The sequence below is a fragment of the Enterobacter sp. JJBC genome (assembly GCF_036936505.1).
GTDB classification, from domain to species: domain Bacteria; phylum Pseudomonadota; class Gammaproteobacteria; order Enterobacterales; family Enterobacteriaceae; genus Enterobacter; species Enterobacter hormaechei_C.
On the sequence record NZ_CP136935.1, the window covers coordinates 46,806 to 60,065 of the forward strand.

Genomic DNA, 13,260 nt, shown 5'->3' on the forward strand with positions numbered 1-13,260 from the left:
ATACTACCTTTACCCCGCTTTACACACCCATTCCTCTCCTTGCTCTACAGTGTTTTTGCTGCCGCCTTTCGTGCAGCCTTAGCCCCTTTTGCTAACGGAGAGCTTGCATGTTAACCCGACGATTGTCCTGCCTGGCGCTGCTGATGGCGCTGGCCTCCCCCGCAATGGCCGCGAATGCACCTACCTACGGCGAGAAGCTGGAAGGTTTTGACTACGGCTGGCTGGTAAAACACTTTACCTTTACCTCGCAGAACCAGCCTCTGGATATGGCTTATCTGGACGTGAAGCCGGAAAAGCCCAACGGCCGCACCGTGGTGCTGATGCACGGCAAAAACTTCTGCGCCGGTACCTGGGACGGCACGATCCGCGCGCTTTCAGCCAGCGGGTATCGCGTGATCGCACCCGACCAGATCGGCTTCTGCAAATCCACCAAGCCGGAGCATTATCAGTACACCTTCCAGCAGCTGGCGGATAACACCCACGCGCTGCTGAAAACGCTGGGCGTCGATCGCGTCACGGTCATCGGCCACTCGACCGGCGGCATGCTGGCGACCCGCTACGCGCTGATGTGGCCGCAGCAGGTGGAGCAGCTGGTGATGGTGAACCCAATAGGGCTTGAAGACTGGAAAGCGCGCGGCGTGCCGCATATTACGGTCGACCAGTGGTACCAGCGTGAGCTGAAGGTCAGCGCCGACGGCATTCGTCAGTACGAGAAAAATACCTACTATGCCGGAGAGTGGAAGCCGGAATACGAACGCTGGGTGACCATGCTCGCCGGGCTGAACAACGGGCCGGGAAAAGAACGTGTGGCCTGGAACTCGGCGCTGCTCTACGACATGATCTACACCCAGCCGGTGATCTACGAATTTAGCGAACTCAGCATGCCGGTATTATTGATGATCGGCACGAAGGACAACACCGCCATCGGGAAAGATCTCGCCCCGCCTGAGATCCGCAAAACGCTCGGCAACTATGCGGTGCTGGGAAAGGAGACGGCGAAGCGCATCCCGCACGCTACGCTGGTGGAATTTAACGACATGGGCCACGCGCCGCAGATGCAGGATCCTGAGCGCTTCCACGAGGCGCTGCTTAAGGGGCTTCAGGCCCGCTGACTGGTTTGCAGCAACAGCCCGCGCAGCCACGCCTGCGCGGGATTGCGGTGCGTTCTGCCGTGCCAGGCCATGCTCTTGGTAAAGCCTGGCACGGGAACTGGTGTCTCGCAGATGAACATCCCCGTCTGATTTTCCGCGATGCGTGACGGCACGACGGCAATCATATCGCTGAGGGCCAGCACGTCCGGCAGAACCAAAAAGTGGCTCACCGAGAGCCCCACGTGCCGCGTCCGGCCAATTTTCTCCAGCGCGCTATCGGTTACCCCGCGAAAGCCGTCTCCCTCGTAAGAAACCAGCACATGCTCAAGGGCGCAAAATCGGTCTAACGTCATTGGCTCTCCGGCGTTTGGATGATCGGCGCGCATCATGCATACGTACCATTCATCATAAAGCGCACGGCTGTGAAGCTCATCGGGCGTGGTGTGGGGGGTGATAAGCGCTACGTCAATAGCGCCCTGCTCAAGCTGGCTGACAAGGCTACCGGGGGTAACGGGCACCACGCGCACGCGTATGCCAGGCGCCTGTGTTTTAAGGGCGGCGATAAACGGCACAACAACCGCCCGAAGTGCATAATCCGTAGCGGCAAGAGTGAAGGTGAGGCGAGCGGTATTTGGGTCAAAGGCAACGGGCTGAAGCAGCACGTCGATATCCGCGAGAATGCGCTTCACCGGAGCGGCCAGCGCTTCCGCGCGCGTGGTTGGCACCATGCCGTGCGGGGCGCGGATAAAGAGCGGATCGTCGAAGTAGTCCCGCAGGCGGTTGAGCATGCCGCTCACGGCGGGCTGGGTCAGAGCAAGACGCGCCGCCGCGCGGGTGACGCTGCGTTCATCCAGCAGAGCGTCAAGCGTTTTCAGCAGGTTTAGATCCAGCGTGCGCAGATCCGCTTTCATGATGTTTTGCTACCTCTTTTCCGTTCACTATTATGGCGCTGCCCGCTGTCGACGCGTTGCGTTTCCCGCTATGATGGGCGGCTAGTCTAAGGAGAACGCATGGTCTGGATAATGCTGGCAACGCTTGCCGTGGTGTTTGTAGTTGGGTTTCGTGTCCTGACCTCGGATTCCCGCCGCGCCATCAAACGCTTGAGCGAACGGCTGGGTATCACCCCGATGCCGGTAGAATCGATGATCGACCAGTTCGGTAAAACGCCGGGCAATGAGTTTATCCGCTACCTTGAGCGCCCAGACGAAGCGCACCTGCAAAACGCCGCCCAGGTCCTGCTTATCTGGCAGGTCTGCATCGTCGACGGGAGCGAAGAGAATCTGCATACCTGGCACCGCATGCTGCGTAAAGCCCGCCTGGCCGCACCGATCACCGATGCGCAAATCCGCCTCGCGCTCGGCTTCATGCGCGAGATAGAGCCCGATCCGCAGGAGCTTGACGCCTTCCAGCTGCGCTATAACCAGCTTTTCCTCCCGGAAGAGGGCGTGTTTTATCTGCACTGATATCACGAAACGTGATGAAGAGTATAAAGCATCGTCATTAGATTTATATCTGCCGCAGGCGCACCATCACTTCATCCACTCGCTGATGAGGTGAACCATGAAACAATCCGCCATTATCTGGCCAAACGACTACCTGCCAGGCACAACCGATAACTTTGCATCCAACGAAATCATCGTCGCCGGGCTGAGCGCAAAAGAGATTTGGGCGCAGCTTAACGACACTACCCTGTGGCCGAACTACTACAGCAACGCCGAAGATATTCGTTTTCACGACGGCAGCGGTCCGGAACTGAGCGCCAACGCCCGCTTCCGCTTTACGACCTTTGGCTTCCCGGTTGAGGCGCAGGTCACGGAGTATGTTCCGCCCGTTGACGGCGAAGCCGCACGGATCGCCTGGCACGGCTGGGTGGAGGGCGATGCCAGCTCGCGTCTGGATGTGATCCACGCCTGGCTGTTTGAAGACTTGCCGGGAAACCGCGTCCGTATTCTGACTCAGGAGTCGCAGAAAGGCGTTCCTGCACAGGAACTTGCTCGCACCGTGCCGAATCCGATGATCAACGGGCACCAGGAGTGGATCGTTGGGCTGGCGAATGCAGCGATGCAAGAAAAGTTGTCGAAACGTTAAATTCGTCACACTTTTGATGATAAACTGCGCGACTTTTCCGCACGTTTTTATCTTCAGGTGATGCCATGACAGAACATATCCAGCCCACAACCAGACCGCAGACCAAAGAGGTGTCGCGCCCCAACTGGTCGGCGGTTTTCTCCGTGGCGTTCTGCGTCGCCTGCCTGATCACCGTCGAGTTTCTACCGGTGAGCCTGCTGACGCCGATGGCGCAGGATCTGGGCATTTCCGAGGGCGTGGCGGGGCAGTCCGTTACCGTCACCGCGTTTGTGGCGATGTTCGCCAGCCTGTTTATCACTCAGGCGATCGGCACCATTGACCGTCGTAAAGTGGTCATTCTGTTCAGCGTGCTGCTGACGCTCTCCTGCCTGCTGGTCTCTTTCGCTGAAAGCTTCACCCTGCTGCTGCTGGGTCGCGCCTGCCTGGGGCTGGGGTTAGGCGGCTTCTGGGCGATGTCCGCCTCGCTGACCATGCGCCTGGTGCCCGCGCGTACGGTGCCGAAGGCCCTGTCCGTCATCTTCGGCGCGGTCTCCATCGCGCTGGTGATTGCCGCGCCGCTGGGCAGCTTCCTCGGCGGGATTATCGGCTGGCGTAACGTGTTCAACGCGGCGGCGGTGATGGGCGTGCTGTGCATTATCTGGGTGTGGAAAGCGCTGCCGTCCCTGCCGGGGGAAGCGGCGCACCACAAACAGAACATGTTCGCGCTGCTGAAACGTCCGGGCGTGCTGGCGGGGATGACCGCCATCTTCATGGCCTTTGCCGGGCAGTTTGCTTTCTTCACCTATATCCGCCCGGTGTATATGACCATGGCGGGCTTTGACGTGGACGGCCTGACGCTGGTGCTCCTGAGCTTCGGTATCGCCAGTTTTGTCGGCACCTCACTGTCGTCTCAGTTCCTGAAGCGCTCCCTGAAAGTGGCGCTGGCGGGTGCCCCGCTGGTGCTGGCGATCAGCGCCGCGGTGCTGGTGTTGTGGGGCAGCGATAAGTGGGTGGCGTCTGCCATCGCGATTATCTGGGGCTTTGCCTTTGCGCTGGTGCCGGTGGGCTGGTCGACGTGGATCACCCGCTCGCTTGCCGATCAGGCGGAAAAAGCCGGGTCGATTCAGGTAGCGGTGATCCAGCTGGCGAACACCTGCGGCGCGGCGGTGGGCGGCGTAGCGCTCGACCATCTGGGGCTGACGTCACCGCTGGTGATTTCCGGCACGCTGATGCTGCTGACGGCGCTGCTGGTGGCGGGGAAGGTTAAGGCGAAGTAGTGCTTTTCTCCCTCTCCCGTGGGAGAGGGTTGGGGTGAGGGCATCAGGCTACGCCGATGCCTTAACCCTTCTGCGTGAATCCATCGAAATCAACACCACCGACGACACAATCAACAGCGTCCCCAGCCAGTCCGGCAGGGTGAATGCCACCCCCAGCAACACCACCGACAGCAGCGCGCTGCTCAGCGGTTCGGCGCAGCTCAGAATGCTCGCTTTCGGCCCGCCGATCATCTGTGCGCCTTTCAGATACAGGCTGAACGTCAGCGCGGTGCCAATCACCACCAGGTAGAAAAACGCCAGCAGCAGGCCGCCGTCGATCACGAAGGTGGTGCCGCGTCCGGCGTAGAACGGCGTCAGCATTAATCCCGCAATCAACATACTCCAGCCGACAATCGGCAGCGTGCCGTAGCGGGCAATCAGCGTCGATGGATAGGTGGTGTAAAACGCCGCGGCAAACGCTGAGGCGATACCGAAGAACAGCGCGGCAGGCGAGATGGAGAGCGACGTCGGGTCGCCGTGGGTGACCAGCAGGAAGGTACCCACAAGCGACGTGAAAATCGCGGATAAGACAAATATGCCGGGACGCGTTTTCCGCGCCAGCGCAAACCATGCCACGATAATGGTCGGCGACAGAAACTGGAGCACGGTGGCCGTCGCAGCGTTGGATTTTTCAATCGTCAGCAGGAAGGTGAGCTGCACGGTGAGCGCGCCAACCAGCGAGAAAAACAGCAGGCTGAGGGCGTCTTTGCGGTTTTTGATGACCGAGAAAATCTTGTCGCCGTGAACGAAGGAGAGCGTCAACAGGATCACGCCGGTAAACAGCAGACGAACCATGGTCAGGTAAGGCGAAGAAATGTGGCTTTTCTCCATGATGTACTGCGCGCAAACCCCGGAACTGCCCCATAAAACGGCGGCGATCAGGACGTTGAGCATCCCTTTGCGTGTGGAACCCATGTTCTCCCCTGTTATGTTGTCGTTAATTCGGTCAACAGCATAGCATGGTTGTGTGCGGCCTGATGCCCTCACCCCGGCCCTCTCCCACGGGGAGAGGGAGCGAACACTAAAAACGGCAACTTTCGTTGCCGTTTTGCTTTTACTTTAGAACCACGCCTCCCACATCGCGCCGACGTTGAAGTCGTCCAGCGTCTCATCTTTGGTGTTGTTCACGCGCGCGGTGCGTTCGTTATCCACCTTGCCGCCGGTCACGTAGAAGCGCAGCATCGGGCGGAACTCCGGCCCCATGGCGATAGACATGTTCTGCGACAGGGTCAGCTTCCAGCCCTTGTTGTCGCCGCCGTTGTCGTAATCCACGTGCTGCCAGCCCGCTTCCAGCCAGGTGGAGTGAACGTCGTTCCACCAGTGCATCGGGCGCACGATGGCATTGTAGTTCTTGCGGTTGTCGGTCTTATCGCGGCTATTGTCGTAATCGTGGAAGGCGAGGATGTACTCCACCTGCGTCGCCTGGGTGAATTTGTACAGCCCTTCGAAGCTGGCGTAGACCGTGGTCAGGTCTTCGGTTTTATTGAACACGCTGTTGTCCGAATTATCGGAGTAGCGGGCGATCACCTTGTTCACGCCGCTGTCGTTGGTGTGGCTCAGCACCACGCCGCCCTGCCAGGCGTTAAGACGCTCGTCGCTCTCTACCGCTTTTGAATCAAAGCCGTAGTTGGCGTACAGCTCCAGATCCAGCGGACCGAGCTTCATGCCGTGGATTTTAGAGGTGGCCGCGTAGTTACCTTTGTCGCCCGTGCCGGACCCGCCGGTACAGGTGATGCGTGACGGGTTCGCTTCGTCTTCCATCACTTCCGGGCTACAGGATTCCACTGCCGCCACGGCAGCGACGTCAAACTGCACGCCGCCGATATCGAAGTTCTTCACCCCGGCGCCCTGACCGTCGTGGTTCATCCAGAAGTAATCGTTGATGCCCTGCTGCGGACGCTGGTGGAAGTCGCGACCCGCCCAGAAGTAGGCGTTCGGGTTGGAGGCCATAATGTTGGTCACGCCGGCGTAGGCTTTCTTGAGGTTAACTTCGTCGCCCCAGTGGTCGATCATCACGTTGATGTCCCAGATGGCGCCGTTTTCGCCCTTGAAGGCTTTAGAGAGCTGGAACTCGCCACCGTTGCCTTCGTTACCCAGACGACCAATGGCGGACGCGCCGTTGTAGGAGCCGTCCACCGCCACGTATTTCTGATCGGCAGCCTGGAAGTGCGCGCCGTAGCGGGCGTAGCCGGTAAATTTAACCCCGAACGGGATCGCCATATCCGGAGATTGCGCCGCGCTCTGCGGCTCGGTCACCACGTCCGCTTTTTTCGCGACCGCCGCATCCATTTTAGCCTGACGCTCGGCCAGGGCTTTATCCACCGCTTTCGCCACAATGGCGTCGATTTGCTCCTGCGTGAATTCCTGAGCGAGGACGGAAATTGGGCAAAGCGCGGCGATAACCGCCATGGTTAATGGAAGTTTTTTAATCGTATTCATGGTTATCTCAATATAGTTTAATTTTATTCAGACAATAACCATCCCGCTCCGATCTGACAGAATATGTCGCTATCATCAGAACAAGTGGATTTCTAGTTTTAGGTACAGAGGTATTACATTAAATTATTTCGCCATAGACTATCTCTGATATAAATGAATAATCTCTTCAGATAATTCACGCGCTAATAGCGAATTCATTAAATGATCCTGCGCGTGCACCATAATTAATGTCATCGGCTGGCGGGCTTCGCCCGCGTCCTGCTCAATCAGTTTGGTCTGCATCTTGTGCGCCTGGCGCGCGTAGCCGTCGGCTTCGCGCAGCAGGCTTTTGGCCTCGTCAAGGTTGCCCTGGCGCGCCGCGTGCAGGGCTTCAAAGCACAGGCTGCGGGACTGCCCGGCGTTGACGATAATTTCCATTACGGCTTCTTCTAGTGCGATCATTATCTTTACTCTTTATCAAAACTATTATTTAAGGCGGTGGCGGCAAACCACTCTCCGCTTTTTTTAATGGTGCGCTGCTGCGTCTCTACATCGAGCTGAATAAAACCGTAGCGGTTTTTATACGCATTACACCACGACCAGTTATCAATAAACGTCCACATATGGTAGCCAAGGCAATTGCAGCCTTCGCTAATACCTTTGTGCAGCCACGATAAATGCTCAGAAATAAAATCAATGCGGTATTGATCGTTAATCTGGCCGTTTTCAATAAAGCGCTGCTCATTTTCGACACCCATGCCGTTTTCCGAAATAAAGCAGCGGGGGTTGCCGTAATGGTCGCGCAGGTTAACCAGAATATCGTAAATACCCGGCGCGTAGATTTCCCAGCCGCGGTACGGATTCATCTTGCGGCCCGGCATCTCGTAATTATCAAAGAACCACTCCGGCATAAACGGCGCCTGCGGGTTCACCGCGCTGTCGCGACACTTCACGCGACGCGGCTGATAGTAGTTAATGCCGAGCAGGTCGATTTTCCCTTCCGCAATCAGGAAGCCGTCTTCCGGCTTGCAGGCGGGCAGCTGATCGTAAGATTTCAGCAATGCCACCAGGTCGGCCGGATACTCCCCGCGCAGCACCGGGTCGAGGAAGCTACGGTTAAACATTAAATCCGCAATGTGCGCTGCCTTCACGTCTGCCGGGTTCCGGGAGCGCGGGTAAGACGGCGTCAGGTTCAGCACGATGCCGATCTCACCCGCGTAGTGCCCGGCGCGGTAGGCCTGAACCGCCTTCGCATGGGCCAGCACCGTGTGATACGCCACGGTGGCCGCCCGACGAAAATCCACCACGTTCGGATAGTGGAAGTCGTACAGATAACCGCCTTCCACCGGAACAATCGGCTCGTTGAAGGTAAACCAGTGCAGCACGCGGTCCCCGAACAGCTCGAAGCATATCTGCGCATAGCGGGCGTAAGCGTCCACTACGTCACGGTTTTCCCAGCCGCCAATTTCCTGCATCGCCATCGGCATGTCGAAATGGAACAGGGTGATAAACGGCGTGATGCCCTGTTCATTCAGCTCATCAATAACCTGATTGTAAAAATCGACCGCGTCCGGGTTCACTTCACCGATACCGTCGGGGATCAGGCGCGCCCAGCTAATCGAGGTGCGAAAGCTGTTGTGGTTCAGCTGCTTTAACAGCTGAATGTCCGTTTTCCAGTGCTGATAAAACGTGGAGGTGTGCTGCGGCCCCACGCCGTTGTGAAAACGGTTCGGCTCGCGGGCAAACCAGTAGTCCCACGTGGTTTCACCCTCTCGTGTCCCTTCCGTCTGGAGAGCGGAGCTTGCGCTGCCCCACCAGAAGTTATCGGGAAATGCGTATTTCATGACCCTTCCTCTTTGACTTAATTGCTTGTGGCTTCAGCGGCACCCACGGTTGCAGCCTGGGCTTTCTGCTCTTCGTTTTTAATCAGCGTACGCTCATAGGCGCGCAGGAACGGCAGGTACATCAGCGCCGACATCACCATGCAGACGAGGCACATCACCACCGGGCTCAGCGCCCAGTTCGCCGCCCACGAGGCGCCAATCGGCGCGGGCGTGGTCCACGGGGTTAACGAAACCACCTGAGCCAGCCAGCCGAGTTTAGTTGCGCCGTACGCCAGGCAGGCGTTGACCAGCGGAACGAACACGAACGGGATAAACAGCATCGGGTTCATGATGATCGGCGCGCCGAACAGAATCGGTTCGTTGATGTTAAAGAAGCTTGGCACAACGCCCATTTTGCCGATGGTGCGCAGATGGGTAACGCGGCTACGCAGCAGGAGGAACGCCAGCGGCAGGGTCGAGCCTACGCCGCCAATCAGCAGGTAGTGATCCCAGAAACCTTGCAGATAAACGTGCGGCAGCGCCGCGCCCGCCGCCAGTGCCGCCTGGTTTGCAGAGAGGTTCGCCATCCAGAACGGGTTCATGATGCCGGTGACAATCAGCGACCCGTGGATACCCGCGAACCAGAAGATCTGGCACAGCAGCACGGAGAGCAGAATCGCGGGCAGGGAGTCAGACGCCGAGACCAGCGGCTCCAGCAGGTGCATGATCGCCTGCGGGATAATCATGCCGGTCTGCGCTTCAATGAACAGGTTCAGCGGGTGCAGCGTCCCGATCACCACCATCACCGGGATCAGGATCTCAAACGAACGCGCCACGCCGGTCGGCACCTCTTTCGGCAGGCGGATGGTGACGTTGTTCTGCTTCAGCCACGCGTACACGCGGGTGGAGTAGATCGCGGTGATAAGCGCAGTGAAGATCCCCTGGCCGGAGAGATACTGGGTCGAAATTTTGCCATCGGCATAGGGTGCTGCGACCAGCAGGAAGGCCATAAAGGCCAGCAGGCCGGACATCACCGGATCGAGGTTAAACTGACGCCCCAGGCTCGCCCCAATCCCCACCGAGATGAAGAAGGTCATCACGCCCATGCTGAGGTTAAAGGGCAGCATCAGCTGTTCGCGGTAGGTCTCGGAGAAATCCAGCCAGCCGCGGGCGAAGCTGTTGGTGGTATCCGCCGAAAACGGCGGGAAGATAAACACCAGCATAAACGAGCCGATGATCATAAACGGCAGCGCGGCGGTAAAGCCGTCGCGGATGGCAATCACATACTTTTGCTGACCCAGCTTCGCGGCCAGCGGGGTAATTGATTGCTCAATGACCGCGACCATAGATTGATATAACGAACTCATGTGAACACCTTTTAGTGTGCCGCTTCGATAAGCGACAGAGCATAGTCCAGTACTTTATCGCCACGCTGCATGCCGTAATCCATCATGTCGATGGGCTGCACCGGAATGCCTTGCGTCGCTGCCTTGTCTGAGAGTGTCTTTAACATGTATTTCACTTGCGGTCCGAGAAGCACCACCTGATAGTGCGGAAACTGCGTATCAAATTCGGATACGCCATACGCATCTATCTTCACGGGTAAGCCCCGTTCTTTTGCTACATCGATCATTTTGCTGACCAGCAGGCTGGTGGACATCCCGGCAGAGCAGCACAGCATAATCTTGAACATCGACAACCATCCTCAAAATGTAAAAAGTTATTGCGAGGATGATTGGACATGATACGGAAACCGGTTTCCATTTATAAAAGACAGAAGTGTGACAACCATCAAGATCCATTACTTATGAGGCTAATTAACCGGATGTGGGTCACATAATTTGGCTGTTTTGGCATCAAATTGAGTGGAAGCGGAAAATCGGTTTCCATGGAAAACGGAAACGGATATACTCCGTTCTGGCTATAATGTGAGCCGTAGCGGTGATGGAAATTACAGACGCCAGTTGCGTCTGACAGGGGAGAGAGATGTCTACAATCAACGATGTATCGCGTCTGGCCGGGGTGTCCAAAGCCACGGTATCACGGGTGTTGAGCGGGTCGCGTGGCGTTAAAGAAGCCAGCCGCCAGGCTGTTCTGAAAGCGGTGGACGAGCTGAACTATCGTCCCAACGTGATCGCCCAGTCGCTGCTCAGCCAGTCGACGGGCTGCATTGGGGTGATTTGCGCGCAGGAAAACATTAACCAGACCACCGGTTACCTGTACGCGCTGGAAAAACACCTCAGCCAGCATCAAAAACATCTGCTGCTGCGTTTCGCACACACGAAAACAGAAGTGATGAACGCCCTTGAAGAACTCTCCTGCGGCTTATGTGATGACATTCTGGTGATTGGCGCGCGTTTCCCGCTGGACGTGGACATGGACAACGTGATTCTGGTCGACTGTATGGAAGCCGATAACGCCAACAGCATTCAGTTCGATCACGCGTTCGCGGCTGAAACGGCCTGCAACTATCTCACCAGCCAGGGGCGTCGCCAGATAGCGCTCATCCACCCGCACGGCAGCGGCTTTGCCGATCAGGTGCTGTTGGGTTACAAACATGCGCTGGAGAAAAACTTCCTGCCCTTTAATCGCAACCTCGTGTTTATGGACGCAACTTCATCGTCCGTTGCGCTTCAGGAATTACTCAACAACGCGTCCACGCTGAACTTCAACGCGCTGCTGGTGGCGGATGAGCAGGAAGCCCAGCGGGTGATCCCGCAGTTACAGGCGTTTAATAAATCGGTACCGGAAGACATCATGGTCTTTAGCCTCGGCGGTTCGCTGCATCTGCCGGGTATCCCAGTGATCCCGGCCATTGAGTATTCCATGGACGCCATGGCGGCGCGTATCGTGAGTTGGCTGACAGAGAAAACGCAGATGCTGGGGTCCTACGTGCTGCGCGGGGATTTAATTATTCCGGATGTGCGGAAGCGTTAAACGTGTAATGTAGGCCGGGTAAGCGCGGCGCCACCCGGCGCTCAACCCTCAGTAATCTTCCATACAATCCACCTGACTGACTGCATCCCAGTAGGCGTCCAGGTTGTCACGCTTCACGGCGGTGATGGCGTTTTTGATCAGCAGCTGATTGGCCTCAGACGACAAAATCATCGCCTGCCAGGCCTTATCGCTCTGCTTTTTCTGCGGGGTACAGGTTTTCTTTACATCTTTCAGGACCTGCTGTTTTATCTGGGCCTCTTTCTCCGGAGCGCTCTTCTCCTGCGCGTGAACAAACGCAGCGAAAATCAGGCAAACGAGCAGGCAAACCAGGTGTGCAGATTTCATCGAAACCTCCTTTGAAAGTCACATGCTTCCCCTGAAATATATCGTTACATTCATCAACGCGATTCAAGCCAAAAGTATGAATTTACGCATTCTGTGTGCGGGATCCGATCGCCAGTGCAATGCCATAGCTTACTAACACCGCGAGACTCATTTTCAGCATCGTTTCTCCGCCGATACCCGCGAGAGGCGCTGCGATCCCGCCGAATAAAAACATCAGCATGCCCAGAATGGCTGACGCTGTGCCGGACTCCTTCGTGTCGACTGCGCTCATCGCTTCTGAACCCGCAATGGTGCTGATCCCGCTGTTAAATGCGACGGTGAAAAAGAGTGCAACCAGTGCCGGAACGGAAAGCTGCATCCACGCAAAGAGCAATGTCAGCCCCGCGCAGGACAACGCCAGAACGAGGCCTGTTCGCATCAATCTTTCCGCCAGATGGCGGCGTGCCAGACGGGAGAAAATCAGCGCTGAGACGATCAGGCCGATACCGTTCACACCGAACAGCAGGCTGAACTGCATGGCGCTCAGGCCATACTCGTTTTGCATCACAAAGGAGGATGCCCCGATATAGGCGAACAGCCCCGCCAGCATGAAGGCCTGGATCAGGCAGTAGCGCATAAAGCGACGATTTTTAAGTACCGTCCTGGCGGTTTGCGTCAGCGATCCCCTGCCCTGTTTCTCTGTTAGGGACTCGCGGATAAAAAGCTGGCTGGCGATCAGCAGCGCCAGACCCGCCCCTGCCATTACCCAGAACAGCATCCGCCAGTCGAAATGCGACGCGATATAGCCACCGAGTACCGGGGACACCACGGGCGCGATGCCGTTGACCGTCATCAGTAGGGCAAAAAACTGCGTTAGCATCGTGCCATGATAGTTATCGCGGGCGATGGAGCGGGCAAGTACGGAGCCGCCCGCCCCGGCAACGCCCTGCACAAATCGCCAGCCGATCAGGGCGTAAATATTCTGCGTGCTGGCGCAAAGCACTGAAGCCAGTACAAACAGCAAAAGTGAGAACAGCAGCGGCGTTTTACGTCCGATGCGATCGCTTAGCGGGCCGAAAAAGAGTTGTCCCAGCCCCAGGCCAATCAGCGCCGAGGTAAGAGAAAGCTGCGTCAGCGTTGTGGAGGTGTTGAGCTGGGTGGCGATCTCCGGCAGCGCCGGAAGATAAAAATCGGAACACAGCGGCCCGATCGCCGTCAGCAGGCCAAGGATGGCCGCGAAAGAAGAAGAGACTTTTGCCATAGGTATTTACTCTGATGGCCGGG

At 57.3% G+C, this 13,260-nt stretch carries 14 protein-coding genes; 5 read left to right on the forward strand and 9 right to left on the reverse strand.

Annotated features, from left to right (window positions below):
• Window positions 1–107: 107 nt before the first annotated feature.
• The gene (locus tag RY075_RS00235; protein ID WP_109948810.1) at window positions 108–1,112 is read left to right on the forward strand and encodes an alpha/beta hydrolase; all 1,005 of its coding nucleotides are present in this window, start codon (window positions 108–110) and stop codon (window positions 1,110–1,112) included.
• Here RY075_RS00235 and RY075_RS00240 read toward each other — a convergent pair.
• Entirely contained in the window at window positions 1,100–2,002 is a 903-nt protein-coding gene (locus RY075_RS00240; RefSeq protein WP_061856893.1) for a LysR family transcriptional regulator, read from the reverse strand. The two genes, RY075_RS00235 and RY075_RS00240, sit on opposite strands and share 13 nt — an antisense overlap.
• 99 nt (window positions 2,003–2,101) lie before the next feature.
• Here RY075_RS00240 and RY075_RS00245 point away from each other — a divergent pair, with 99 nt between their 5' ends.
• The 3 genes from RY075_RS00245 to nepI all read left to right on the forward strand — a co-directional run bounded on the left by RY075_RS00245 (window position 2,102) and on the right by nepI (window position 4,435).
• The gene (locus tag RY075_RS00245; RefSeq protein WP_003861042.1) at window positions 2,102–2,554 is read left to right on the forward strand and encodes a DUF1198 domain-containing protein; all 453 of its coding nucleotides are present in this window, start codon (window positions 2,102–2,104) and stop codon (window positions 2,552–2,554) included.
• A 97-nt stretch (window positions 2,555–2,651) separates the two neighbouring features.
• The gene (locus RY075_RS00250; protein ID WP_003861040.1) at window positions 2,652–3,179 is read left to right on the forward strand and encodes an SRPBCC domain-containing protein; all 528 of its coding nucleotides are present in this window, start codon (window positions 2,652–2,654) and stop codon (window positions 3,177–3,179) included.
• Between the two features lie 65 nt (window positions 3,180–3,244).
• Complete coding sequence (nepI, locus tag RY075_RS00255; protein WP_022650101.1) at window positions 3,245–4,435, forward strand: purine ribonucleoside efflux pump NepI; 1,191 nt, start codon at window positions 3,245–3,247, stop codon at window positions 4,433–4,435.
• A gap of 48 nt (window positions 4,436–4,483) precedes the next feature.
• Here nepI and RY075_RS00260 read toward each other — a convergent pair whose 3' ends face one another.
• From RY075_RS00260 to RY075_RS00285, 6 genes are all read right to left on the reverse strand, one after another.
• The gene (locus RY075_RS00260; RefSeq protein ID WP_023315096.1) at window positions 4,484–5,389 is read right to left on the reverse strand and encodes an EamA family transporter; all 906 of its coding nucleotides are present in this window, start codon (window positions 5,387–5,389) and stop codon (window positions 4,484–4,486) included.
• Between the two features lie 144 nt (window positions 5,390–5,533).
• Window positions 5,534–6,913: a carbohydrate porin gene (locus RY075_RS00265; protein ID WP_022650103.1), complete on the reverse strand. Its 1,380-nt coding sequence runs from the start codon at window positions 6,911–6,913 to the stop codon at window positions 5,534–5,536.
• A 138-nt stretch (window positions 6,914–7,051) separates the two neighbouring features.
• Complete coding sequence (locus RY075_RS00270; RefSeq protein ID WP_014168006.1) at window positions 7,052–7,354, reverse strand: PTS lactose/cellobiose transporter subunit IIA; 303 nt, start codon at window positions 7,352–7,354, stop codon at window positions 7,052–7,054.
• 5 nt (window positions 7,355–7,359) lie between these two features.
• Window positions 7,360–8,736, reverse strand: a complete 1,377-nt coding sequence (locus RY075_RS00275) for a glycoside hydrolase family 1 protein (RefSeq protein ID WP_022650104.1) — start codon at window positions 8,734–8,736, stop codon at window positions 7,360–7,362.
• Between the two features lie 17 nt (window positions 8,737–8,753).
• Window positions 8,754–10,082 (reverse strand): PTS cellobiose transporter subunit IIC, encoded by a 1,329-nt coding sequence (locus RY075_RS00280; protein WP_003861036.1) that lies wholly within the window; start codon window positions 10,080–10,082, stop codon window positions 8,754–8,756.
• An 11-nt stretch (window positions 10,083–10,093) separates the two neighbouring features.
• On the reverse strand, window positions 10,094–10,408 hold the full coding sequence (locus RY075_RS00285) for a PTS sugar transporter subunit IIB (protein ID WP_003861034.1): 315 nt from the start codon (window positions 10,406–10,408) through the stop codon (window positions 10,094–10,096).
• A gap of 293 nt (window positions 10,409–10,701) precedes the next feature.
• On the opposite strand from RY075_RS00285, the gene RY075_RS00290 reads away from it, so the two are divergent.
• Window positions 10,702–11,652 carry a LacI family DNA-binding transcriptional regulator gene (locus tag RY075_RS00290; RefSeq protein WP_003861033.1) on the forward strand — a complete coding sequence of 317 codons (951 nt, stop codon included), beginning with the start codon at window positions 10,702–10,704 and terminating at the stop codon, window positions 11,650–11,652.
• A 48-nt stretch (window positions 11,653–11,700) separates the two neighbouring features.
• Here RY075_RS00290 and RY075_RS00295 read toward each other — a convergent pair whose 3' ends face one another.
• Both RY075_RS00295 and RY075_RS00300 read right to left on the reverse strand, forming a co-directional pair.
• Window positions 11,701–11,997 carry a YicS family protein gene (locus tag RY075_RS00295; RefSeq protein WP_003861030.1) on the reverse strand — a complete coding sequence of 99 codons (297 nt, stop codon included), beginning with the start codon at window positions 11,995–11,997 and terminating at the stop codon, window positions 11,701–11,703.
• An 82-nt stretch (window positions 11,998–12,079) separates the two neighbouring features.
• Window positions 12,080–13,237, reverse strand: coding sequence for a multidrug effflux MFS transporter (locus RY075_RS00300; protein WP_338627975.1), 1,158 nt, complete (start codon window positions 13,235–13,237; stop codon window positions 12,080–12,082).
• Window positions 13,238–13,260 lie beyond the last annotated feature (23 nt).